20 protein-coding genes are annotated in these 23,370 nt (G+C 67.3%); 5 read left to right on the forward strand and 15 right to left on the reverse strand.

Annotated elements, in window-relative coordinates; translation table 11 throughout:
• Positions 1–144: 144 nt before the first annotated feature.
• The 9 genes from CJ014_RS04875 to CJ014_RS04915 form a co-directional block, all read right to left on the reverse strand.
• A complete protein-coding gene (locus CJ014_RS04875; protein ID WP_100079420.1) occupies positions 145–1,185 on the reverse strand; it encodes an ABC transporter ATP-binding protein in 1,041 nt (346 codons plus the stop codon).
• On the reverse strand, positions 1,182–1,931 hold the full coding sequence (locus CJ014_RS04880) for a glycerophosphodiester phosphodiesterase family protein (protein WP_100079421.1): 750 nt from the start codon (positions 1,929–1,931) through the stop codon (positions 1,182–1,184). Before CJ014_RS04880 ends, CJ014_RS04875 begins: the two co-directional genes overlap by 4 nt.
• Before the next feature lie 49 nt (positions 1,932–1,980).
• Positions 1,981–2,790: a carbohydrate ABC transporter permease gene (locus tag CJ014_RS04885; RefSeq protein ID WP_100079422.1), complete on the reverse strand. Its 810-nt coding sequence runs from the start codon at positions 2,788–2,790 to the stop codon at positions 1,981–1,983.
• On the reverse strand, positions 2,780–3,649 hold the full coding sequence (locus CJ014_RS04890; RefSeq protein ID WP_100079423.1) for a carbohydrate ABC transporter permease: 870 nt from the start codon (positions 3,647–3,649) through the stop codon (positions 2,780–2,782). The genes CJ014_RS04885 and CJ014_RS04890 overlap by 11 nt, the downstream gene beginning before the upstream one ends.
• A 77-nt stretch (positions 3,650–3,726) precedes the next feature.
• Positions 3,727–4,980 (reverse strand): ABC transporter substrate-binding protein, encoded by a 1,254-nt coding sequence (locus CJ014_RS04895; protein WP_100079424.1) that lies wholly within the window; start codon positions 4,978–4,980, stop codon positions 3,727–3,729.
• 159 nt (positions 4,981–5,139) lie between these two features.
• Positions 5,140–6,024, reverse strand: a complete 885-nt coding sequence (locus CJ014_RS04900; protein WP_100079425.1) for a MurR/RpiR family transcriptional regulator — start codon at positions 6,022–6,024, stop codon at positions 5,140–5,142.
• A 140-nt stretch (positions 6,025–6,164) separates the two neighbouring features.
• The gene (locus CJ014_RS04905) at positions 6,165–7,763 is read right to left on the reverse strand and encodes a sensor histidine kinase (RefSeq protein WP_207765670.1); all 1,599 of its coding nucleotides are present in this window, start codon (positions 7,761–7,763) and stop codon (positions 6,165–6,167) included.
• Positions 7,760–8,464, reverse strand: coding sequence for a response regulator transcription factor (locus tag CJ014_RS04910; RefSeq protein ID WP_100079426.1), 705 nt, complete (start codon positions 8,462–8,464; stop codon positions 7,760–7,762). Before CJ014_RS04910 ends, CJ014_RS04905 begins: the two co-directional genes overlap by 4 nt.
• Before the next feature lie 7 nt (positions 8,465–8,471).
• Positions 8,472–9,998, reverse strand: a complete 1,527-nt coding sequence (locus CJ014_RS04915; RefSeq protein WP_100079427.1) for a DUF4153 domain-containing protein — start codon at positions 9,996–9,998, stop codon at positions 8,472–8,474.
• A 556-nt stretch (positions 9,999–10,554) separates the two neighbouring features.
• Between CJ014_RS04915 and CJ014_RS04920 the strand changes: the two genes are divergently transcribed.
• From CJ014_RS04920 to CJ014_RS04940, 5 genes are all read left to right on the forward strand, one after another.
• Entirely contained in the window at positions 10,555–11,424 is an 870-nt protein-coding gene (locus CJ014_RS04920; protein ID WP_245427112.1) for a carbohydrate ABC transporter permease, read from the forward strand.
• A gap of 3 nt (positions 11,425–11,427) precedes the next feature.
• Positions 11,428–12,261, forward strand: a complete 834-nt coding sequence (locus CJ014_RS04925) for a carbohydrate ABC transporter permease (RefSeq protein WP_100079428.1) — start codon at positions 11,428–11,430, stop codon at positions 12,259–12,261.
• A gap of 3 nt (positions 12,262–12,264) precedes the next feature.
• The gene (locus tag CJ014_RS04930) at positions 12,265–14,415 is read left to right on the forward strand and encodes an ADP-ribosylglycohydrolase family protein (RefSeq protein ID WP_100079429.1); all 2,151 of its coding nucleotides are present in this window, start codon (positions 12,265–12,267) and stop codon (positions 14,413–14,415) included.
• Positions 14,416–14,417: 2 nt separating this feature from the next.
• On the forward strand, positions 14,418–15,494 hold the full coding sequence (locus tag CJ014_RS04935) for an ABC transporter ATP-binding protein (RefSeq protein ID WP_100079430.1): 1,077 nt from the start codon (positions 14,418–14,420) through the stop codon (positions 15,492–15,494).
• A 181-nt stretch (positions 15,495–15,675) separates the two neighbouring features.
• On the forward strand, positions 15,676–16,677 hold the full coding sequence (locus CJ014_RS04940) for a LacI family DNA-binding transcriptional regulator (RefSeq protein WP_100079431.1): 1,002 nt from the start codon (positions 15,676–15,678) through the stop codon (positions 16,675–16,677).
• 129 nt (positions 16,678–16,806) lie between these two features.
• On the opposite strand, the gene CJ014_RS04945 is transcribed toward CJ014_RS04940, so the two are convergent.
• The 6 genes from CJ014_RS04945 to CJ014_RS04970 form a co-directional block, all read right to left on the reverse strand.
• Positions 16,807–17,724 carry a phosphorylase family protein gene (locus tag CJ014_RS04945; protein ID WP_100079432.1) on the reverse strand — a complete coding sequence of 306 codons (918 nt, stop codon included), beginning with the start codon at positions 17,722–17,724 and terminating at the stop codon, positions 16,807–16,809.
• A gap of 105 nt (positions 17,725–17,829) precedes the next feature.
• Positions 17,830–19,890, reverse strand: coding sequence for an ADP-ribosylglycohydrolase family protein (locus tag CJ014_RS04950; protein WP_100079433.1), 2,061 nt, complete (start codon positions 19,888–19,890; stop codon positions 17,830–17,832).
• Between the two features lie 3 nt (positions 19,891–19,893).
• Complete coding sequence (locus CJ014_RS04955; RefSeq protein ID WP_207765671.1) at positions 19,894–20,841, reverse strand: nucleoside hydrolase; 948 nt, start codon at positions 20,839–20,841, stop codon at positions 19,894–19,896.
• Positions 20,838–21,761 (reverse strand): PfkB family carbohydrate kinase, encoded by a 924-nt coding sequence (locus CJ014_RS28030; protein ID WP_100079435.1) that lies wholly within the window; start codon positions 21,759–21,761, stop codon positions 20,838–20,840. Before CJ014_RS28030 ends, CJ014_RS04955 begins: the two co-directional genes overlap by 4 nt.
• Positions 21,754–22,158 (reverse strand): secondary thiamine-phosphate synthase enzyme YjbQ, encoded by a 405-nt coding sequence (locus tag CJ014_RS04965; RefSeq protein ID WP_100079436.1) that lies wholly within the window; start codon positions 22,156–22,158, stop codon positions 21,754–21,756. The genes CJ014_RS28030 and CJ014_RS04965 overlap by 8 nt, the downstream gene beginning before the upstream one ends.
• On the reverse strand, positions 22,155–23,300 hold the full coding sequence (locus tag CJ014_RS04970; RefSeq protein ID WP_133121807.1) for an SIS domain-containing protein: 1,146 nt from the start codon (positions 23,298–23,300) through the stop codon (positions 22,155–22,157). The genes CJ014_RS04965 and CJ014_RS04970 overlap by 4 nt, the downstream gene beginning before the upstream one ends.
• Positions 23,301–23,370 lie beyond the last annotated feature (70 nt).

Here is a 23,370-nt window from a genome sequence, read left to right on the forward strand (position 1 = left end):
CTTGGGGCGAGGACGCTATCCGTCGGGTGGCGTCGCTGGCGCGTTCGTCGCCGCAACCAAGGACCAGAAATGAACGATTTCGAGTGGATGGCCGATCCGCATCGCCAATGTTCGACGGACTTTCAGCCGGTTCGCCCCGCCCGGTCAGACCTCCATGGCAGCATGCTCCAGCCTGAGACCCGTCCGGCTGTCGAACACGTGCGCCCGCGACATGTCGCAGCCGAGCCAGACCCTGGCCGGATGGAACGAGAACTCGTGGCGGGGTGCGATGGCGGTGACGCGGCCGGCGTCGGTTTCGCAGTGCAGTATCAGCTCGGCGCCGTTCATCTCCGACAGCAGCACCTTGGCCGGCAGAGCGAGGCCCGACGGTTCGTCGGCATGGACGCGGATCGCCTCCGGCCGGAGGCCGATCGTCCGGCCGGGCGGAACGGGCGATGGCGAAAGGCGGTCGAGCGGCAGGAAGTTCATGGCGGGCGTGCCGAGGAAGCCGGCCACGAACATGTCGGCCGGCGTATCGTAGATCTCGGCCGGCGTGCCGAATTGCAGGAGGTGCCCGTCCTTCAGCACGGCGATGCGGTCGGCCAGCGACAGCGCCTCGGTCTGGTCGTGGGTGACGTAGACGATGGTGGCGCCGAGCGCGCGGTGCAGTTCCTTGATCTCGGTGCGCATGGCGACGCGCAGTGCGTTGTCGAGATTGCTGAGCGGTTCGTCCATCAAGAAGGTCGAGGCGTTGCGCGCCATCGCCCGTCCCATCGCCACACGCTGCCGCTGGCCGCCGCTGAGCGCGCCCGGCTTGCGGTCGAGATAGGCTTCGAGCTGCAGCGTGCGGGCGACGGCCTCGGCGCGGGCGTTGCGCTCGGCCTTCGGCATGCCGCGCAGCTCCAGCCCGAAGGCGATGTTCTGGCGCACCGTCATGTGGGGGTAGAGCGCGTAGTTCTGGAAGATCATGGCGATGTCGCGGTTCTGCGGCGCCAGATCGTTGGCGCGGCGGCCGCCGATGACGATCTCGCCCCGGTCGCAGCGCTCGAGGCCGGCGATCAGGCGCAGCAGCGTCGACTTGCCGCAGCCCGACGGCCCGACGACGACCACGAACTCGCCGGCCCGGATGTCCAGCGACACGCCGTGCAGCACCTCCGGTCCGCCCGGATAGGCCTTGCGGATATCGTGAAGCGTGATGCCGCTCATGCCCCGCTCTCCCTGATCGCGCCGTCGCGGATGGCGATGGCCAGACTTGGCCGGTCGGAGGTGAACACCTTGACGCCGAGATCGAGCGCCCTGCCGATCTGGGCGGCCGTGTGAGCGGCCCAGCAGCCGAAATCGAGCCCCGCCGTCGTCACCTCGGCTCTCAGCGCCGCGTCGGCGGTGTCGATGTGAACGCCGATCTCGGGAATGGCGTGCGCCCTGGCCACCTCGATCACCGCCGCCGCGCCGAGCTGCTGCAGCACCGGCGGGCTGACCAGCCAGAGGCGCGGCCGGTTTGTTGCCACCCGGATGTCGTCGAGCGAGGCGACCAGGAAGGACGAAAAGATCGTCCGCTCCAGCATGGCTTCGCGGTCGAGCAGTTCGACGACGCGCGGCACGAAGCCGGCATAGGGCCGGCCATCGGCGCCGGGCTTGATCTCGCAACGGAAATCCACCGCACTGTCGCGGAAGATCGCGCAGAGTTCGGTGAGCGTCAGCGGGTGGCCGCCTTGGCCGTAATTGATGGTCGCCGCCCTGACCTCGGCCTCGCTGAGGCTGGCGATGGCACCGCTGCGGTCGGTGGTGCCGTCGAGCGTCGCATCGTGATGGATGACGATGGCGCCGTCGGCGGTCGGATGGACGTCGAACTCCACCTCCTCGACCGGCATCCTGGCCGTCGCGGCAAAGCCTGCCGGCGTGCTGTCGCCGAATTCCAGCGTCCCGCCGCGATGCGAGGCGATGCGTGTCATGGTCTGGTCCTTCTTGATGAAAAATCCGATTTGCGTGGGTGGGCCGTCGTCATTTGACCGCGCCCATGGTGATGCCGCGCACCAGATGCCGTTCGACCAGCAGGAAACCGAACAGCACGGGAATGATGGTGATGGTGGAGGCGGCCATCACCAGCGGCCAGTCGACCAGGCCTTCGCCGGGGTTGACGCGATAGAGCCGGGCGAGGCCGATCTGCAGCGTGTAAAGGTCGTCCTTGCCGATGGCGACCAGCGGCCAGATGTAGTTGTTCCATTCGGTGAGGAAGACGTAGAGCCCCATGGAGAAGATGGCCGGTCGGCTGAGCGGCACGATCACCCGCCACAGCACCTGCAACGGCGTCGCGCCATCCATGTAGGCGGCCTCGTCGAGCGCCCTGGGGATGCCGCGAATGTACTGGCGCAGGAAGAAGGCGGCGAAACCGTTGGAGATGGCCGGCAGGATCAGCCCAGCATAGGTGTCGAGCAGGCCGGCCTTGGCCAGCGTCAGGTAGTTGGGGATCAGGCTGATGTGGCTGGGGATCATCAGCGTGGCGACCGTCGCCGCGAACAGCAGGTCGCCGCCCGGAAAGCGAAAGCGGGCAAAGGCGAAGGCGGCCATGGTGGAGACGGTCAGCGCGATCACCGTCACGCAACCGGAGACGATCAGGCTGTTCATCAGATAGCGGGCGAAATGATATTGGCCGATGGCGCGGCCGTAATTGTCGAGCGTGAAGTCGAGCCCGCCCCGGTAGTAGGCGTCAGCGGTCTGGAACGACATGAAGATCGAGTAGAGCACCGGCGACAGGAAGAGAAGGCCGGCAACCAGCGCCGCCGCCGCGAGGATCGGGTTGTCAGGCTTCATAGTGGACCCTCTTGCCGAGGATGCGGGACTTGATCAGCGCCAGCGCCACCAGGAGCACGAACAGGATGACCGCCAGCGCCGAGCCTTGCCCGATGTCGAACAGCACGAAGCCGATGCGGTAGAGCTGGTTGACGAGGAGGTCGGTGGCGCCGGCCGGGCCGCCGCGCGTCATCACGTTGACGATGGTGAACACCTGAAAGGCCTCGATCACCGAGATGACCAGCAGGAAATAGGTGGTGGGCATGACCAGCGGCATGGTGACGCGCCGGAAGACGTGGCCGGGGCGGCCGCCATCGACGGCGGCGGCGTCGTAGAGTTCCTGCGGGATGGCCTGGAGGCCGGCGATGTAGATGACGACGTCGTAGCCGAGCTGCTTCCAGGTGTTGACGAAGATCAGCACCCAGAGCGCCAGGGTCGGGTCCTGCAGCCAGGACACCTTGGCGACACCGAAAAAGCGGAGCGCCGCGTTGGCCATGCCGTAGTCGGTGGAGAACACCCAGGAGAACACCACGGCGATCGACACGGTGGAGGTGACGTAGGGCAGGAACAGCGCGCCGCGCAACAGGCGCGACACCAGGGTTTCGCGCGTCAGGTAGCTGGCGATCAACAGCGCCAGCGCGAGGCGCAGCGGCACCGAGATCGCCGCGAAGCCGGCGGTGACGTGGAGCGATGCCCAGAAGTCGCGCTTGCTCAGCAGTTCGCGATAGTTGTCGAGGCCGACGAAGGGCATGTTCGGGGTGAGGAAGTCCCATTCCCGAAAGCTGAGATTGAGGCTGCTGACGATCGGCACGTAGGTGAAGACGGCGATGAAGGCGATCAGCGGCGCGACGAACAGGTAGGGCGTGAGCTTGCGAAGCATGGGTCCGGCCGGGCTTGCGGTGACGGCGGCCCCCAAAAGGGGCCGCCGCGACAGGCGTGGGACGCTGGGGAACGCGCTTACTGGCGGGCGGCTTCGGCGCGGGTCTGGGCGGCGAAGTCCTTCATCGTCTCCTCGACGCCGCGCTGGCCGAGCGCCATCGCTTCCCACATCTTGTATTCGGTGGTGCGCATCCAGGTGACGACCGGCGGACGGGCGCGGCCATGGGCAAACGGCAGTTGCTCGATGGCGACGTCGATGCCCGGCTGCGATTTCAGCGCCTCGGCGGCTACCGGCAGGGCGGCGCTCTTCTTGTTGATCGGCAGGTAGCCGGTGGCGGCGAACCAGGTGGCGTTGGCTTCCGGCGAGGCGGCGTAGCTGATGAACTTGTAGGCGGCGTCCTGCACGTCCTTCGGCGACGAGGCGAGGATGCCGATGCCGGCGCCGCCGATCGGAACCGAGCAGACCTTGTTGCAGGGCATGGGCTTGACGACGAGGTTGTCGCCCAGCGCCTTCTTGGAGCCGCCGTAGTTGCCGGTGGAATTCAGCATGATGCCGACCTTGCCGGCCAGGAAGGCGTCGCGGCCGTTGTCTTCCTCGGTCACGCCGTCGGCGGAGGCGACCTTGTGCTCGTAGACCAGCGACGACATCCACTTGTAGGCATCGATGGTGTTGGGGGTGTCGAGCAGGATGTCGTTGGTCTTGGAATCGATCAGTTCGCTGTCGTTGCCCATGACGAGGCCCCAGCGGGCGAACTGACCGGGCGCGGCGATGCCGGTGATGCCGTCGGCGCCGAGCTTGTCGGTGATGGTCCTGGACACGGCAAGGATGTCGTCGAAGGTCTTGAGCGGCGGCTCGGCCGTGTAGCCGGCGCGCGCGAAGATGTCCTTGTTGTAGTAGAGGACCGGCGTCGACGAGTTGAAGGGCACGATATAGTTCTTGCCCTTGTAGACGCCGATTTCGCGGGCGTAGCCGTAGAGGTCGTCCTTGAGCGGGTCGGCGTCGAAATAGGGCGTCAGGTCGGTGAGCACGCCGCGGTCGGCGAACAGGCCGTAGCGGGTGACTTCCAGGATGACGGCGTCGGGCGCGCGATTGGCCGGGATGGCGGCCTGCAGCTTGGCGACGATGTCGTTGTAGTTGCCGACGAACTCGGCCTCCACGTCGACGTCGGGATTGGCGGCCTCGAAGCTGGCGATGATCTTGTCGAGAGCCTCACCGCCTTCCTTGTTGAAGCTGTGCCAGAACTTGACGGTCACCGCCGCCGATGCCGGGAGAATTGTGCTGGCCAGAAGGACAAGGCTGGCTAGAACGGTCGATGCGAAGCGACTGGACATGATGCCTCCGATAGCGTTTATGTTGTGATTTGCAATAAACGGCAATCGTTGCGGCCTGTATTTCGCGTTGTTGTCGAGTATTGCTATTTTATACTACATTTTTATTGTGACGTTATTTTAAATTCCGGTTTTATTTGACCGTTGATGGCGACGATAGTTCTATCGGCCGATCATGGCCGGCAGCTCGTTTCGGAATGCCCGGAAGTCTTCCAGCGCCTTGAACGACTTGCCGTCGTCGATGGCGGCGAGATCGAGGATGACGGCGTTGGCGATGGTCATCGGCACGACCAGCGACTGGGAGTCGCCCGGTCCGCCGCGCGAGGCGGCGATGAGGTGGTCCGGCGCCGGATCGAGGCGGGTGCCGCCGACGTCGGTCAGGGCGAGAACGGTGGCGCCGCGCCGCCGGGCGAGCCGCAGCACTTCGAGCACGACCGGTGACGGGCGGCGGAAGGCCAGCAGCCAGACCACGTCGCCCGCCGACAGCGGCACCAGGTGCTCGGACATCTGGTGGGTGACGGCGGAGAGGTCGACGGCGTCGTAGCCGGACCGCCTGAGGCGCATGGCGATCAGCGCCGCCAGCGTCGCGGCGTGGCTGCGGCCGAGGACGAAGACGCGGCGGCCGCCGCGGATGGCCTTGGCGAAGGTGCGGATGCCGTCGTCGGTGACGGCGGCCCGCAACTGCTGAAGGGCGGCAATCTCGCTGTCCAGCACCAGAGACAGGGCGCTGCTCTCGCTCGCCCGGATCAGGCGGGCGGCGATGCGGGCCGAGCCACTCTCGAAATCGCCGGTGCCCTCGACCAGGTTGCTCTGGAGAAAGGCGCGAAATTCCGGGTAGCCGGCGAAGCCGAGGCGCTGGGCGAGGCGAACGGCGGCGGCGGGATGGAGGCCGGCGCGCGAGGAAACGTCCTTGCCGTTTTCCATGGCGGCACGCAGCGGGTCCTGCAGCAGCACGTCGATCAGGCGCACGTCGGCTTCGGTGAGGCGGGCGCCGCTCTGGGAAAGCACGGCGCCGAGAAAGCCGGGGAGCTGGGGCTTGGTGTTCATGCAGGATCGATAGGTCTGCAATTTGAATTGCAGACGTCGATTTCATGAAATTTTGATTACGGGGACATGATGGCCTTCGCGGTGGGAAGGACCTCCCTCTGCGAGAACGGTCCACTTGATGCGCTATAGACGGGTGACAGTTATGTCGGATCGGTGGTCGCGGGCAGATCGATCCGGAAGGCGGCTCCCTTGCCACTGTCGACGAGATCGAGACTGCCCCGGTGGGCCGTCACCATGGCGCGGGCGATGGAAAGGCCCATGCCGGTACCACCGTCGGCGCGCCGGGTGGTGAAGAAGGGATCGAAGATACGCGCGCGGTTGGCCGGCGAGATGCCGGGACCGTCGTCGGCAACGACGATGGCGCGCCGGCCGGCTGCCGACGCTGCCGAGATGGTGACGCGTCCGGCGCCGGCCCGCGCCGCATTGTCGATAAGGTGGCCGAGAACGAGGGCAAGCGTTTCGGTCGACATGGCGACGCTTCGGTCGAGCTCGCCGGTCGCCTCGATCGCCACTTTCGGTTTGTCGTCGCGCAGGAGCGCGATTGCCTCGGTCGGCCGGCAGGCACCGGCGGTCGGCATGGTCTCGGCGCGGGCGAGATCGCGCAGGCAGCTCACCAGCGCGCCAAGCCGGTCGGCATTGGCTCGGATCGCGGCGAGGAAGTCGGCGCGCTGGGCGGGCGTCATGGCCGGCTCGGAGGCGTCGTCGGCCAGCAGTTCGGCCGCCCCGGAGATGGCGGTCAGCGGCGACTTCAGCTCGTGGGAGACATGGGCGGCGAAGGTCGCGACATAATCCGAGCGGGCCGCGAGGCTGGCGGCCATGTCGAGGAAGCTCTGGGAAAGGCGGGCGAATTCCGCCGTGCCGTGATGGTCGAGCGGCTTCAGCGAGGCGCGGTCACCGCCGGCGATCGCCGTGGTGCGCGCGATCAGCGCCTGCATCGGCCCCATGATGGTGCGGTGGAAGACGAAGCCGATGGCCGACGTTGCCGCCAGCACGCACAGCAGCGCCAATCCGATCCTGTATCTCTCCTGATAGAGTTGCTTGAGGGCATCGGCCGGCGTGCGCGAGGCGTAGACGACGGCGGCAACGCGCCCGTCGACGGCGACCGGCAGGGCGACGAACACGCGGACGCCGGTGCCCCGGCTGATCGAATCGAGGGCCGGCACCGGATGTCGGGACACGCGCCGCCGCAGCGCCGACCGGTAGTGTCCGGCCAACGCGCCGGCTACCTCGGGCAAGGTGGCCAGCGACTGCCCGACCTCATCACCGCCAGCCACCACCATACCGTCGGCGTCGAGGATGCGGAAGCCGGCCAGCGTCGCCGCGCTGATCGCCGCCAGCTCCGGCGTCAGACGAAGACCAAGGTCGGCGAGAGCCGAATGAGCGGTGCCGGCGGCGGGCATCGCTTCGGGGCGCGGCGGCAACACCTCGTCGGTGGCAAGATCGAGCCGAGGCGAAATGGCAGCGAGACCGTCGGCATTCGGCGTGCCCGCCCGAACCGGCGGCCCAAGCCGCAGGCCGGCAGGAGCACGAGCCGAGAGCTCGGCGCCGATCCGCGCGGCGATGGCGGCGCTCTGGGCGATCAGCTCGGCCTCGGTCTGGCGGACCAGCTGGTTATCGTAGATGCGGAAGAAGACGACGCTGCCGAGCGGCAGGCAGGCCACCAGCGCCAGGACGGAGGCGATGATCAGGCTGAGACGCGGCCGCCACTTTTGCCGCACCCGCGGCGCCGGCGCGCTCACGATGCCGCCGCGCAAGGGCCGAGCCGGAAACCGACGCCATGCACCGTTTCGATGGCCGTGGCGCAACCGGCTGCCCCGAGCTTGGCGCGGATGTTGCGGATGTGGCTGTCGACGGTACGGTCGGAGACGTGGATAGCGTCGGGCCAGGCCGTTTCCAGAATTCGCCGACGGTCAAATACCTGGTTCGGGCGGCTCATCAGGGCACGCAGAATGGCGAATTCCTGGGCCGTAAGCGCCACAGGCCGCTCGCCGACAAAGGTACGATAGCCATCGGGGTCGAGCGAGACGACGCCACGGCCGAGGCGCCGGGCTTCGGACTTCGGCTTCGAAGCCCCGAGGCTGCGTTTCAGAATGGCGGCGACGCGCGCCACCAGCTCGCGCGGTGAGAAGGGCTTGGTGACGTAATCGTCGCCTCCGAGTTCGAGACCGAGTATCCGGTCGATTTCCTCGTCGCGCGCCGACAGGAACAGGATCGGCGCTTCGCTGGTCTTGCGGATTTCGCGGCAGGCGGCGAATCCATCCATCTCCGGCATGCCGATATCGAGAACGACGAGGTCGGGCGCTTCGGCGGCAAACAGGATGAGCGCTTCCCTTCCGTCGCCGGCGGCACGCGTGCGATGCCCTGCCTTTTCCAAGGCGAAGGTAATGACCGAGCGAATGGCGGGATCGTCATCGACCACCAGGATGGAAGCAGGCTGCATGACGGAGTCACCGGGGTTCGGAGGCGGTCCACTGAGGCGCTTCGGACAAATAGCGCCTGAGCCGCCAATCCGCAAAGCTCCAGGTTCTCCAATCATCATCGGTCGCAAGTATTTGGGCGGTCGCCTGATCGCGCCAATCATCAAGGGGCATGCTGCCCCAAGCCCCGCCAATGTAGAGGACCAGGCCGGCGCCACGTCCGGCGAGCAGATCGCGGCGGGCGTCGAGCGCCGGTATAGCCCGCGCCCCGAAGGTGCGGATGATATAGCCGAGATCCAACCCAGCGCCTCGGCCGGTCGCCTCCCGCGAATGGGCGATGTTGAAGCCGGTGACCAGGCTGGCGAAATCGATGAAGCAACAAACCCAAAGGGCGAGGAGAGCCGCGCCGGCATTGACGTTGACAAGCCAGCGCGTGGATTGCCCGGCGAGGATGCGGATGAGGATGGTCAGGAAGCCGAAGGCGACGAGTCCCATCCAGACGAAGGCGGCCACGCGCCAGAGCGTCAGCGAATAGGCCTCCACATAGAGATCGAGGCGCAGCATGGACGAGGCGACCAGCAGCAGTCCCTGCGCCATGAAGCCCAGGAGGAGCGGCTTTGCACCTGGGTCCCGCCCATCCGGGTGGCCGCGAAGCGTGATCAGCACGAAGGTGGCTGCCACCATCGCCGCGACCATCAGCGGATAGGCGCCGCGATGGGCGTATTCGGCATGGGTCATACCCTCGGGGAGCTCCATGCCGCCCCATAGATAGCCGAGATCGCTGAGCGTCTGCAGCGCGAACAGCAGGTTGAAGGAGACGAGCGAGCGCCGGACGGCAACCTCACCGAACAAGCCCGACCAGAGTCCGTTAACGATCGGTAGCACGGGCGGCGTCGCAGCGGCGTGCCGGCCTCGTCCGAGGTGCAGGAATGGCCAGACGATGAGCGCCGCCGCCACCCAGAAGATGAGATGAGGCCCATCGATGGACATCAGGCGGTCCGGCTTCAGCAAGCCGGCCCAGTGGTCGATCACCGGGTTGGACAGCAGGAACATGGCGAGGAAGAACAACGACAGGCCAACCGGCACGATCCATCCGGAAATGTCGAAGCGCAGCCGGCCACGCCGGGCCATCGCCCGCCGAACAAGCACGATGTCCGCGGCGAGCCGCAGCCAGCCGAAGAGAGGCGACAGGGCGACGACTCTCGTGACCATCGCCCATCCGACGGCGCCATGAACGAGCAATACGACGCTGACGGCGGACAGGCCGATGGCGAGGGGAACGGACAGCAGATCCGCGTCGGTCGCCAGCGCAACGGCGGCGGCCGCCAGCAAGGCAGCGGCGGCAAGGCGTCGGTTCCTGCGAGAATGGAGCCGGTTGAACGTCGCCGCCGCCGCAAAAAGCAAGATGAGAAAGAGCGCAATCGGCAAGCCGGCAGCCGGCGTTTCATAGAAAAGAAAGTCGGCAATCGCGACCAGCAGGACAAGGGCAGCCAAGCGCTGCTTGAACCAGAGAGCGGGAGCGACGAAAGCGGGCCGGCGGTTGGCGGCAAGGCTCATGATCGGAAGGCTCCGATGGGATGTGTCGGCAAGGGGGCGAGGCGCGACGCGGCGGCCGGTTCGGCTGCCGGGGCAGGGGACGGCGGGGCGGAGCAGCCCGGCGTGGCGGCGCTGTCGAACGTCGGTTCGGCAAGCCACCAGGCATCGCGGGCGAGACGGTCGGGAAGGGTTCCGACGGGAAGGGGACGGAAGCGGGCGCGGATCGACATGCCCCGTCGTCGCACGCCCGGACGCAGGAACCTGGGCGGGCTTCAGCAGCGTTTCAGGATTTTCGTGCAGATTTCGTGCAGGGAGTGGAGTTCGGGAGCGGAGAGAGCGCTGACGAACGACACGTCAGCGGCCCTATCGACGGCCAAGTCGCGTCGGCAAGGAATATCGGTGCGGTCCAGCATCGGCTATCATCTGGTTCCCGCTGATCGGGTCATCGTTTTTCGCGCTGGGCGTCCGGCGCCCCGGGGTGCTGTTGTGCTTTCCGCCGGGGTCGATCTCAAGAAAGAGCTCGCGCTTGACAATGGTCAATTAAACGTTTCATCTAAACCGGTTGGAGACCGCGAGTTTGAAGCGACTGTCCGTCAGAACATACCACGCGCTGTTCGTGACACCGGCTCTGGTGCTGAGCATCGCCATCGTGCTGCTGCCGGCGTTGCTGACCTTCGGGGCGGCCTTCTCCAACTGGGATGGCGTGTCGGCGCCCTCGTTTGCCGGCCTCAACAACTTTTCCAGCTTGTTCGCCGATCCGGTCTTCTGGACGGCCATTGCCAACAACAGCCTGTGGACGGTGATCTTCCTGACCATTCCGATGGGCATCGCATTGCTGGCCGCCTCGCTGCTGATGCGGCGCCAGCGGGCGAGTGCCGCCTTCCAGGCGATCTTTCTCTTGCCCTACGTGCTGTCGCCGGTCGCCAACGCCATGATCTGGCAGAATATTATTCTAAGTCCGGTGTCCGGTCTGCTTGGCTTCGTGTCGAAGAACGTCCTGCCGCTGCAAAGCCCGCTCACCCAGCCGGAAACGGCGCTCTACGCGGTGGCCGCCGTCGACATCTGGCATTTCTGGGGCTACCTGACCGTGGTGTTCTTCGCCGCCATGCGTCAGACGCCGGAGGAACAGCTCGAGGCGGCTCTGCTCGAGAATGCCAGCGGCTGGCAGGTGTTCCGCTTCGTCACGCTGCCGAACATCCTGCCGACGCTGGGGCTGATGCTGGTCCTCGTCACGATCTTCTCGTTTCTGACCTTCGATTACATTTACCTGATCACCCAGGGCGGGCCCGCCAGGGCGACGGAAATGCTGTCCACCTATGCCTACAAGTTCGCCTTCACCAGCTTTCAGGTCGGCAAGGCGGCGGCGGTGGCGCTGGTGATGTGCTTCTTCGGCCTGATCGCGTCGGTCGTCTACGTGCGCATCAGTCGCGCCAGCTTGGAGCTCTAGGCCATGCGATCCGCTTCCTCGGCCCTGTCCCGTCCGCTGGCCAACGCCTTTCTGGCCGGTGCCGTGCTGGTGGCGCTGCTGCCGCTCCTTCTCGTGGTGATCAACGCCTTCAAGCCGCATGCCGCGGTGGTCGCCAATCCGCTCAGCCTGCCGGCAAGTCTCGGCCCCGACAATTTCGTTCGAGCCTGGAGCGGCGGCAAGTTCAGCATCGCCATCGTCAACTCGCTGCTGCTGAGCGGCACGACGGTGATGGTGACGCTGGCCTGCGCCTCGCTCGCCGCCTTCGCGCTGGCGCGGCGGAAGATCGCAGGCTGGCAGTTCATTACCGTATATTTCCTGTGCGCGACGACGGTGCCGATCCAACTGTTCCTGTTCCCGCTCTACTTCATCTACGCCAAGCTCGGCATCCTCGGGAATTTCGCGGGCACGGCGCTGATCCTGTCGGCAATCAACCTGCCGATCTCGATCTTCCTCCTGCGCGCCTACGTGCTGTCCATCCCGCAGGAACTCGACGACGCCGCCTTCATGGACGGAGCGACCCCGTTCCAGACCTTCCGCCACGTCATCCTGCCGTTGATGCGGCCCGGTCTCATCACCGTGGCGATCATCGTCTTCCTCAACTCCTGGAACGAATTCCTGATCACCTCGACCTTCCAGAAGGGCCGCGACAATATCACCATGACGCTCGGCTATCTGTCGATGAACGGCACCTACGCCACCGACCAGGGTGCGCTGATGGCCGGCGCCTTCATCCTGATTGCTCCGGTGATCGTCCTGTTCCTCGTCCTGCAACGCTTCTTCATCTCCGGCATGACCGCCGGTGCCGTCAAAGGATAGACCATGATCGCACCCGCTCCTCAGCCGCCGTCGCCGGGCATTGCCGAACGCACCTATGCCGGCGTGCTCGGCAAGCTGATCGGCGTCTATCTCGGACGGGCCGTCGAGGGCTGGTCATACGAGGCGATCACCGACACCTTCGGCGAAGTTGCCGACTACGTGAACCATCAGGTCAACTGGCCGCTGATCGTGCCGGACGACGACATCTCCGGCACCTTCCTGTTCTACCGGGCGCTCGAGGACAACGGCTGTCCGGCCGATATCGACGCCGGCGCCATCGGCGACAGCTGGCTGAACTATATCGTCGAGGACAGGACGGTGCTCTGGTGGGGCGGCCTCGGCCGGTCGACCGAGCACACCGCCTACCTGCGGCTGAAAGCCGGCGTCCGGGCGCCCGCCAGCGGCTCGATCGCCCTCAACGGCAAGGGCATGGCCGAACAGATCGGCGCCGAGATCTTCATCGACACCTGGGCGATGGTCAATCCGGGCGATCCGGAGCGTGCCGCCGCCATGGCGCGCGCCGCCGCCTCGGTCAGTCACGACGGCGTCGCCGTGGAGGCCGCCGTGCTGCTCGCCGCCATGGAGGCGGCGGCCTATGGCGAACGCGATCTCGATCGTCTGCTCGACCTCGGCCTCGCCTATTGCCGCAGCGACGAACTCAGGACGGTGATCGCCGACGTCCGCGGTGTTTGCGCCCGGTCCGGCGACGACTGGCGAGCGGTGCGTGCCTGGCTCGGCGCCCACCATGGCTACGAGCGCTACCCGGGCAACTGCCCGATGGTTCCCAACCATGCGCTGCTGATTGCCTCGCTGCTGCTCGGCGGCGACGATTTCCAGAAAGGGCTGAAGATCGCCGTGTCGTCGGGCTGGGATACCGATTGCAACGCTGGCAACCTCGGTGCCCTCAACGGCATCCGTCTCGGACTGGCCGGCCTGGAGACCGGCCCGGATTTCCGCGGCCCGGTGGCCGATCGCATGTATGTGGTCGGCGCCGATGGCGGCGAATGCCTGACCGACGCGGTGATCGAAACCAGGCGGATCCTGCGCACCGCCGCCCGGCTGCGCGGCGAGACCTGCGCCGAGCCGCCGGCCCGCTTCGCCTTCGAGTTCCCCGGATCGGTGCAGGGATTTGGCCCTTGCCCGCTGCACCGGGGGCGGCAGGCGGTGACGCGGGTCGGCAACCTCGACCGGACGGGCGACGGCAACGGCCTCGAAATCGCCTTCGAAGGACTGGCCGCCGGCGTCACCGGTACCGTCTCGGTTCCGACCTTCATCGATCCGAAGCCGCGCGGCGTCTCCGACACCTCCTATTTCGAGGTGGTCGCCAGCCCGTCGCTCTACGCCACGCAGACGGTGACCGGCGTCGTCCGCAGCTTTGCCGAAACCAACCCGTCGCTGCGCTTCTTCATCCATTATTTCGACGGGACCGAACAACTTGCCCGCCTTGACGGGCCGTGGATCGCCGTCGGCAGGGGCGACAATCCGGTGCGCTTCGAGGTGCCGGATACCGGGGGGCGGCCGATCCACCGGCTCGGCATCGAGCTCGGTGCGCCGCGGCGTCTCGACGGCCGCATCGGCCTCCTGTCGCTCGACTGGAAGGGAGCGCCGGCGAACCTGGTGTTCGGCACCGCCAGGGAGCTGACGCCGGCACTCACACCGTGGGACACCGCCACCTTCTGGACGCGGCAATTCGTCGCCTCGGCGCGGCACTGGGCGACCGATATCTACAATACCTTCACGCTGTCGCATCCCGGCGACAACGGCGTCATCACCTTTGGCGGCCGCGACTGGACGGATTATGCGATCGCCTCCGAACTGGTGCTGGAGCTGCACGAAACGGCGGGCCTCGTCATCCGGGCGCGCGGTCATCGTCGCTACTACGCCGGCGTCGTCCACGCCGGCCGGGCCTCGATCGTCCGCCGGCGGGACGACCGGCTCGACGTGCTCGCCTCGGTGCCGTTCGGCTTTGAGCCCAACAGCCGCCAGCGCTTCGAGGTCAGTGCCGAAGGCGACCGGATCGCGCTCGCCATCGGTGGTGTGCCGCTGCTCTCGGCAACCGACGACGCCTACGCGTCGGGCGGCGCCGGCTTCCTCATCGAGGGCGGTACGGTACCGGCAAACGGCCTCAGCGTGCGAAGGATCGGAGGAAATTAGGCATGGCGGCGCTCACCTTCAGATCCGTCGGCAAGACCTTCGGCGATACCGAAGTCATCAGGTCGGTGGATCTCGACGTCGACGACGGCGAATTCGTGGTGTTCGTCGGGCCGTCCGGCTGCGGCAAGTCGACGCTGCTGCGCATGCTGGCCGGCCTCGAAAACACCACGTCGGGCACGATCGCCATTGACGGCCGCGACGTCACCGGCATGTTGCCGATCGAGCGCGGGGTGGCCATGGTGTTCCAGTCCTACGCCCTCTACCCGCACATGACGGTGGAGGACAACATCGGCTTCGGGCTGCGGATCGCCGGGGTTCCCAAGGCGGAGCGACAGCGTCAGGTCCGCGCCGCGGCGGAGATCCTGCAGCTCACGCCCTATCTTCAGCGCAAGCCCAAGGCGCTGTCCGGCGGCCAGCGGCAGCGCGTGGCGATCGGCCGGGCCATCGTCAAGAGCCCGAAGATCTTCCTGTTCGACGAGCCGCTCAGCAACCTCGACGCCGAGCTCAGGGTGCAGATGCGCCTCGAGATCGCCGCGCTGCATCAGCGACTTGGGGCGACGATGATCTACGTCACCCATGATCAGGTCGAGGCCATGACCCTGGCCGACAAGATCGTCGTGCTGCGCGGCGGAAGGGTCGAGCAGGTTGGGCGGCCGATCGAGCTCTACGAGGATCCGGACAACCTGTTCGTCGCCGGTTTCATCGGCTCGCCCAAGATGAACTTTCTTTCCGCGACGGTGCTGTCGGTGACGGGCAAGGTGGCGGAGGTCGACGTCCCGGGCCTCGGAGAGACGCCGGTCTTCATCGCCCTGCGCGGGGTCGCCGCGCCGGGCCAACCGGTGACGCTCGGCTTCCGGCCGGAGCGCGCCGCCATCGATCCGGAGGGAAGCATCGCCGCCACGGCGCGGACGGTCGAACAGCTCGGCAGCGTTTCCTACGTCTATGCCGACGGCGTGGCGGGGGCATCGGTCACCATCGAGGAGCGTGGCCACTCCGATCTTCGGCCAGGCGAGGCCTTTCGCTTCTCGCTGGACGCGACAGGGCTTTTCCTGTTCGACGCGGACGGCAAACGGCTTTAGAGCATCGGACCGAAAAGTGGACTCCGGTTTTCGGAGAATCCGATGCGATAACAAAGATTGGATCGCCATGCGTCCGTCGGGGCGCACGGCGATCAAGGGCAAGGGTGCCGATCGCGGCATTGAGGAAAGGCGAGCACATTCCGCCTGAAAAGATCGGCCGCCCGCCGATGAAAGCTGGAAGATGGTCGGGTTCGGGAAGAAGAAGGCAGCAACCATTCGGGACGTGGCGCGCGAAGCGGGGGTTTCCATCGCCGCGGTGTCCTATGCCCTCAACCGCGGCGGTACCATCGGCGAGGAGGTGCGGCAGCGCGTCCTCGATGTGGCCGAACGCCTTGGCTATCGGGCCAATCAATCGGCGCGCGCCGTACGCACGGGCCGAAGCATGACGCTCGGTTTGCTGGTGCCCGATCTCAACAATCCTTATTACCCGGCGCTCGCCCAGTCGTTCGAGCGGGCGGCGCGACGGCAAGGCTACACGGTGATGCTGATCGATACCGCCGGCGAGACCGCCGAGGAGATCCCCGGCATTCGCAGGCTCGAACAGCACGGGGTCGACGGCATCGTCTGGTGTCAGACGGCGGCGCACGACGCGATGTCGCCGACCGACTTCTCCATCCCGGTGGTGATCATCGGCACGCCGATCGACGGCGTCGACAACGTCACCACCAAAGACATCGACGGCGGTGCCATCCTCGGCCGCCATCTCATCGATATGGGACACCGCCGCATCGGCATGCTGACGGCCGGCGCCATCGCCGATAGCAAATACGACCGGCGGAGCGGCTTCGTCGAGGCCACGCGGGCGGCCGCCGATATTGTCTGGGAGGAGAAGGTGCCGTTCGCCGTCGACCTGCCGGAGAACGCCCGCGCCGCGCTGGCCCGCCGCGACGTCACGGCGGTGATGTGCGGCAACGATCTCATCGCCGTCGGCGCGTTGCGCGCCGCCCGGCAGCTCGGCATCGCCGTTCCGGACGAGCTGTCGGTGGTCGGCTTCGACGACATCCCTTGGGCGGGCATCGTCGAGCCGCCGCTGACCACCATCCGCCAGCCGGTCGGCGAGATGGCCGAAGCGGCGCTGACGCTGCTGCTCGACCGCTTCGCAAAGCCCGATCGGCCGGCGCACTACCTCAAGGTCGGCGTCGATCTCGTCGTCAGGGCGAGTGTCGCCCGCCGTATGCCTTAGAGCGCTGTTCGATCTGATTGAATCAGATCAGCGCTCCAAGTTTTTGTTCCTTAAGCATCATCTTTTCGATCCTCGTTTCACTCCGGTCGGATGATGCCCTAGCGGCTTCGGCGAATGGCTTGCCGGCGGTCAGAGCCCCATCGACGGCAGCCAGTGGCGCTTGCCGGCGGCGGTCCGCTTCTTGTCCATCCGGTCGAGCAGGACGCAGCCCTCGAGCGCCACCTCGATCGCGCGGGCGTGGCCGGCGCCGTGGCTGAAGGCGGCGTTGGTGATGACGTTGTCGGCCACCGAGCAGATCGAGCCGCCGCGGAAGCCGAACAGCGCGGCGAGCGTCACCACGGCCGCCGATTCGCGGTCGCCGTTGAGCACACCGGCGCGATTGTAGGTGGCGAGCATCTCGATGTTCCAGGGTTGCAGATAGCCGCCGACGCCCGGCCGGCCGACGCCGACGAAATCGCTGTCGACCGACAATGTCACGCCGACGTGGTAGTCGGCGCCGAGCGTGTCGGCCGCCTCGGCCATGGCGGCGACCACCTCATAGTGGCTGGCCGCCGGATAGGCCCGGTCGACATAGGCGCGCGTCATGCCTTCCTCGCGCACCACGCCCGAGGAGATGACGATGTCGCCGGGCTTGACGTCGGTGCCGATGCCGCCGGATCCGCCGACGCGCAGATAGGTGTGGGCCGGCGAGAACTCCATGAAGTCATAGAGCAGCAGCTCGGCCTCCGACGAACCGGAACCGCCGGACACCACGGTGATGCGCGTGCCCCGGTAGCTGCCGGTGATCGAGGTGAACATGCCGGACTGGCCGATGACCTCGGCGTCCTCCAGCAGTTCGCCGATATGGCTGGTCGGATCGCCGGCATAGGCGATCAGCGGATCGCGCACCGTCACCAGCACGAAGCCGCCGACCTTGTCCGGGTCGATGCGGGTCATCGCCGGCCGGCCATCCACCATGAGGCCGCGGTGCGGCACGTTGTTCCAGTAGGGATAGCGGTCATGGATCTGGGAGAGCGCGGCCCGCCGGGCCACTTCGTCACGGGACATCTCGGTTTCTTTCTAAGGCCTCCGCCCAGTCCGGCAGTCTGCAACTCTTCGGGCCAAACGGATGCGCGAAAACAAGAAGATAGAGCAAAAGTCGGTTTTGTTGCCCTAGCGAATGGCGTGGACCAGAAAGCCGTCGGCAACCACGGTTCCCTTTTCCACGATGAAGCCGGCGCCGCCGCTGGCGAATGCGGCGTCACGCGCCTCGCCGGCCGGCTTGCCGTCGACTTTCAGCGTCAGGCGGTCGCCGGCGAGGCTGAATTGCAGGTCGCGCTTGCCCTCGGCGTCGGGATCGATGGCGACGCGCGACAGCACGGTGACCTCGTCGTCGCGGCGCCTGATGATCAGCGCCTCGCGACCTCTCAGCATGGCGGCATAGTAGCGGCGATGGCCGCGCGCCCGGGCGACCAGGCCGGCGCCGTCGTTGATCGAGAAGTCGAGCGAGCTTGCGACGGAATAGTTGTCCCAGTCGCGGCTGCCGGTGGTGACGACGCCGTTGCCGTCGGGATGGGAAATGCACAGCGTGTACTTGAAGTCGGGGGCAAAATGCCGGGCTGAGCTGACCCAGGCCCTGACCCAGAACGGCGTCAGGTTCCAGATCGACTTGATCAGCATGCCTCGGATTTCATAGGCGGCCGGCGCGCCCGACCAGTCGATGCTGCGGACCGTCGCGACGCCGTCGCAGCGACCGTCGCTGGCGAACTCGACGCCGAGCCGGTAGAGCGGCAGGCCGTTGGTGTCGGGCACCGTCCAGAGCAGATCGCGCTCCTCGGACCATGGTCCGTCGAGGCGCAGCGTCTCGTCGTCGCGGCCGTAGACGACGGCATAGAGGCGCGCCCGCACACCGGTTGGCCGGTCGATCTCCGCCGTCACCGTCTGGCCCGGATAGAGGGTCGGACTTGCCACCATGGCGAAGCTCGACTGGGCGGCGAAGGGCTCGACGAACACCGGCGTCGAGATCGAGCCGCTGATGCCGCGCGACAGCCCGTGGAACAGCACCTCGAGCCCCGATCCATCGTTCGTGAGGCGGGCGACCGCCTGCCGTCCGTCATGGCGAGGGCAGGGCGCAAATCCCTGCACCGAGCCGGGATAGTCGAAGCCGTATTTCGGCCGGCGCGCCGGTTGCGGCCGGCCGTTGAGCGCGTCGGCCGCCGCGGCGACGGCGCGGGTCTCCCGCACGGCATCGGTGATGCCGGCCGCGCCGTCCGCCGTGACGACATACATGTAGTCGCCGACCGCGCCGCGCAGGTCCGGCCCGCGATCGATGGCGGCGAGGCCGAGGCGAATGCCGTTGAGGCAGCCGACGTTGCCGGCGTTGCAATCGGTGTCCCAGCCGGCGGTGGTGGCGATGGTCAGCGAGCGGCCGAAGTCGTCGCCGGCCATCAGCAGCGCCATCAGCACGACGGCATGATTGGGAACGATGTGGCATGGCCCGTCGTAATGGGCATAGCCGTGATTGGCGGCGATCCAGGCGCGGACGCGATGCCAGTCGTCGGTCGCCGCGCACTGTTCGCGGATGTCGCCGACCACGCGGAGCAGGTGCCGGTCGGAGACGTAGCGAAGGCCGGCGTCGAGCAGCCGGTCGACATCCGGCTCCCCGAAGGCCAGCGCCTCCATGGTGCCGAGCAGCACCGCCGCGTCGAGCGCGATGCCGTCGTGGCTGACCGAGGCGGCGGCCCGCACCATCTGCGCGGCGCGATCGGGGTCGCCGGGCGAGGCCATGGCGAAGGCGTCCATGAAGATCTGCGCGCCGATCTGGGCCGGCATCCATGGGCCGTTGAGGTCGTGGCTGCCGGACAGCGGGGCGGGCACCCCGTCCCTGAGGCGCAGGTAGGCGGTGTGTTCGGTCGACCGGCCGAGGCCGCCCCACCACAGGATGGTCTTCTCGTCGACGATGTAGTTGAGCCAGGTGCGGCCGACCGCCGCCGGATCGAGCGGCGCCGGATAGCCGTTGTCCTCGAGCGCCCGGAAGAAGGCGAAGGTTCCGGAAATATCGTCGTCGGGCAGGACGATCGGCAGCTTCATCCGATCGTTGACGAAATAGTCGATCTCGCCGAACGTCTCCATGATGCGTTCATAGGACCAGCCCTCGACCGGACGGCCGTGATAGACGCCGAGGATCTTGCCGAGGACGCCCGCGTAGATCTTCTCTTCGATTGTCCGTTCCATCGATCACTCCAGGACCCGCTGCATCACCAGTTCGAGGAAGCGGGCGAAATTGGCGCTCGACGCCACCTCGATCTCGGGCAGATGCGCCCAGGCGTGATGGTGGCGGAAATCGGCCACCGTCTGGCCGAGCGTCAGCTCGCCGCGCGTTTCGACGCCGACCCGCGCCCGCGTCGTGCCGATCAGGCTGGGATCGATCACCGCGGCGACGGCGAGCGAGTCGATCAGCACGCAGTAGGACTCGAAGCCGCGGCCCTGGACGAAGCGCACCATCTTTTCGACGATGTTGGCTTCCGGACGCGGCGACGCCCTGAGCGCCACCAGTTGCGCCTCGGAAAAGTTGATGTCGAAATGGGTGGCGACGTCGATGCCGACGGCGCGGACCGGCACGCCGGATTCGAACACCAGCTTTGCCGCTTCGGGATCGACGAAGACGTTCCATTCGCTTTGCGGCGTGTCGCCGGTGGCGTTGGCGAAGGCATAGCGGTTGAGCCCGAAGGAGCCGGCGATGGAGACCACCTCCCTGATTGCCGGCCCGATCGACGGCTCCTTCATCAGCGCCATGGCAAGATTGGTGAGCGGGCCCAGCGTCACGATCGTCACCTCGCCGGGATGGCCGCGGACGGTATCGATGATCTGGTCGATGCCGTGCCTTGCGGCCGGCGCCGTCACCGGCTCGGGCAGGTAGATCTCGGCTTGACCGTCGGCGCCGTGCGAGAACGGATCCTTGGCGAGGGGCCGGGCCAGCGGCTTGCCCATGCCGCGCGCCACCGGTATGTCGGTCCGCTTGAGGAGTTCCAGCGTTTTCAGCGCGTTGCGCGTGGTGACGTCGATCGGGTAGTTGCCGGCCACCGACGAAATGCCGAGCACGTCCACCTCGGCCGACTTCACGGCGAGAATGATGGCGAGCGTGTCGTCCATGCCGGGATCGGTGTCGATCAGGATCTTCTTCACGGGGTCTGCTCCAATCGGGACATCAAGGTGGCGGTGAGATCGGCGGCGGCCTGGCGGACCGGCTCGCTGCCGCTCTCGGGCGGGCCATATTGGGAAATGGCGAGGCGGGCGGCTGCCGTCGCCATGGCGGCGCATTCGACCGGCGATCGCCCCTCGGCGAGGCCGATCGACGCCGCGCCGCCGAAGGCGTTGCCGCCGCCGGTGACGTCGACGGCGTCACCGGCAAGGCTCGGCACGAAACGCACGGCGTCGGGCGTCAGCACGTAGCTGCCGCGCGCGCCGGCCCGCAGGAACACCGTACCGGTACCGATGGCCCTCAGGCCGGCGATGAGCGTCGCCTCGTCGCGGCTGCCGTAGATGAGCGACGCCTCGTCGAGGTTGATCGACAGGGCGGCGACCCGGCGCGCCCGGTCTTCGATCTCGACGCGGTTGGCCGGCGCGCAGGCGTCAAGAGCGATCTCCCAGAGGGTCACCGGCCGGTGGCGGGCGAGAAGCGGCTCCAGCCCGGACCAGAAGGCGGCATCGAGGTTGCGGAACAGATAGAGCGAGCGGGCATCGCCGATCACTCTGGCGACGTCGTCGGGGCCTGGTTCGATCGCCCGGAAATGCGCCATGCCGTAGACCGGCATCTCGGTCCGCGTCCGTTCGTCGATATAACGCAATATGTTGCGCGGCGCGTGCTCTTCGCTGAGGCGGAGCCCGGCCGCCGACAGGCCGTTGCGTTGCAGCCAGGGGCCGAATGTGTCGGGCAGATCGCGGCCGGTGCCGGTCACCAGCACGGCGCTGCGGCTGAACAGCGCCGCGCCGGCCAGCGCGTAGAGGCCGGCGCCGCCCGGCACCGAGCGGCGGCTGGTGCCGTCGGCATAGACGATGTCATCCATCAGGACGGCGCCGACGACGAGATCGGACCGCTCAGCCATGACACTTCACGAAGAACTGCCGCTGGCGCGGCCCGTCGAATTCGTTGAAGAATACGCCCTGGGAGTGGCCGAGCAGCGGCGCGCCCTCGCTGATGATCAGCGTCAGGCTGACGCCGACCAGCACCGACTTGACGTGACCGGCGGCGTCCTGCGGCGTGTCGAACTGGTGCTTGAAGTCGATGCGGGTCGGCACCAGGCGGTTGATGTCGTCATGCACATCCTCGAGCCCCTTGGGATCCCAGAAGGAGGTGATCGACAGGCCGGCGGTGGTATGCGGCACGAACACGACGCAAAGCCCCTCGCGGATGCCCGACGCGCCGACCGCTTCGCGGATATCGGCGGTGATGTCGAAGGCGCGGTTGCCGTCGGTCGAAAGCTTGTGGTTGGTGAGCGTCATCGGCCGGGCTCCCAGAGCAGGCTCTGCTGGACGGTGGCGGCGGTGGAGCTGTCGGCCCATGGGCCCTTGCCGCCGCGGCCGTACTCGGCACCGTCCTGCTCGCTGAGATGGGCGGCGAGCAGCGCCAGCACGGCGCTGGTCGGAAGCGGCGACCAACCCTCGGCGATCGGCGGGGTGATCTCCAGCACGGCGTGGCCGAGCGAACGGGCGAGCGCCGCCGTCGCACCGCCGCCGACCAGCAGCAGGCGGCGCCCGAGTCTATGCATGTAGGCGACGAGTTCGAGGGCGCGGCTTTCGGCGACGCTGCCGGCCGGTACCACCACGACGGTGGCGATCTCCTGCGGCGCCGCGTCGAAATAGTTGAGATGCGTCCATTCCTCGAGGTCGCGGGCGAGGGCGTGGCGGCCCGATGCCTCGAGCAGCTTGGCGGCGCCGTATTCGGCGACCGCGAAATTCGGCCCGGCGCCAACGAACTCGAACAGCCGGCGGTCGGCGAGGCCGGCGGCGGCCGCCCTGGCGGGGGCGTCGAGGGCGGCAATCACCTCGCCGATGTCACCGAGGTGCCGCCGGAGGCCGGCGCGGCGCGCCTGCGCCTCGTCCATGGTGATCCGCATCCGCACTTCGCCAAAGCGGATGGCGAGGAGCTGAAGGCCGAGCAGCGCGAACACATAGGGACAGAACCCCGGCGCGCTCGGCAGCTCGGGGACGGGCAGGACGAGGCGGCGGTCGGCGGTGACGGCAAGGCGGCCTTCGGCGTTCCGGGTCACGGCAAGCACCCGGCCGCCGGCAGCCTTCCACAGGCCGGCGGCCTCCACCACCCGGGCGGCGGCTCCGGAGTTGGATAGGGCAACGAGCAGCGCATTCTCGATTTCGCGGCGCGGGAACAACTGCGACTGGTAACGGCCGGCCTCCAGCGGCGTCCTGACCTCGGCAGCGACGCCGCCATCGGACCAAAAGGCTGTCTCGGCGGCCTTGGCGGCAAACCAGGAATCGCCGCTGCCGGTCAGCACGACGCGGCGGCTGCGGTAGATGTCCGGCGTCTCGACGGCGAGGCGTGCGCCGCGTTCCAGCGCGTCGAACGCGGCGAGCGCGGCGGAGGGTGTCGCCAGGATCTGTTCGCGCATTGGATTGGATGAAGACAAGTTCAACCTCCCGGAACGGGTCCGGATACGGAGAGAAAAAGCGGGCGGCGCGGGCCTCGCTGGGGAGTAG

Source organism: Pleomorphomonas carboxyditropha, assembly GCF_002770725.1.
In the GTDB taxonomy this organism is placed as follows: Bacteria; Pseudomonadota; Alphaproteobacteria; order Rhizobiales; family Pleomorphomonadaceae; genus Pleomorphomonas; species Pleomorphomonas carboxyditropha.

Bases quoted from the DNA above. Each gene is read 5' to 3' on its own strand.
- CJ014_RS04915 (WP_100079427.1), bottom strand. From the start codon at position 9,998: ATGAGCCTTGCCGCCAACCGCCGGCCCGCTTTCGTCGCTCCCGCTCTC.
- CJ014_RS04945 (WP_100079432.1), bottom strand. From the start codon at position 17,724: ATGTCCCGTGACGAAGTGGCCCGGCGGGCCGCGCTCTCCCAGATCCAT.
- CJ014_RS28030 (WP_100079435.1), bottom strand. From the start codon at position 21,761: ATGGCTGAGCGGTCCGATCTCGTCGTCGGCGCCGTCCTGATGGATGAC.
- CJ014_RS04925 (WP_100079428.1), top strand. From the start codon at position 11,428: ATGCGATCCGCTTCCTCGGCCCTGTCCCGTCCGCTGGCCAACGCCTTT.
- CJ014_RS04885 (WP_100079422.1), bottom strand. From the start codon at position 2,790: ATGAAGCCTGACAACCCGATCCTCGCGGCGGCGGCGCTGGTTGCCGGC.
- CJ014_RS04880 (WP_100079421.1), bottom strand. From the start codon at position 1,931: ATGACACGCATCGCCTCGCATCGCGGCGGGACGCTGGAATTCGGCGAC.
- CJ014_RS04875 (WP_100079420.1), bottom strand. From the start codon at position 1,185: ATGAGCGGCATCACGCTTCACGATATCCGCAAGGCCTATCCGGGCGGA.
- CJ014_RS04930 (WP_100079429.1), top strand. From the start codon at position 12,265: ATGATCGCACCCGCTCCTCAGCCGCCGTCGCCGGGCATTGCCGAACGC.
- CJ014_RS04900 (WP_100079425.1), bottom strand. From the start codon at position 6,024: ATGAACACCAAGCCCCAGCTCCCCGGCTTTCTCGGCGCCGTGCTTTCC.
- CJ014_RS04940 (WP_100079431.1), top strand. From the start codon at position 15,676: ATGGTCGGGTTCGGGAAGAAGAAGGCAGCAACCATTCGGGACGTGGCG.
- CJ014_RS04890 (WP_100079423.1), bottom strand. From the start codon at position 3,649: ATGCTTCGCAAGCTCACGCCCTACCTGTTCGTCGCGCCGCTGATCGCC.
- CJ014_RS04965 (WP_100079436.1), bottom strand. From the start codon at position 22,158: ATGACGCTCACCAACCACAAGCTTTCGACCGACGGCAACCGCGCCTTC.
- CJ014_RS04935 (WP_100079430.1), top strand. From the start codon at position 14,418: ATGGCGGCGCTCACCTTCAGATCCGTCGGCAAGACCTTCGGCGATACC.
- CJ014_RS04895 (WP_100079424.1), bottom strand. From the start codon at position 4,980: ATGTCCAGTCGCTTCGCATCGACCGTTCTAGCCAGCCTTGTCCTTCTG.
- CJ014_RS04910 (WP_100079426.1), bottom strand. From the start codon at position 8,464: ATGCAGCCTGCTTCCATCCTGGTGGTCGATGACGATCCCGCCATTCGC.
- CJ014_RS04950 (WP_100079433.1), bottom strand. From the start codon at position 19,890: ATGGAACGGACAATCGAAGAGAAGATCTACGCGGGCGTCCTCGGCAAG.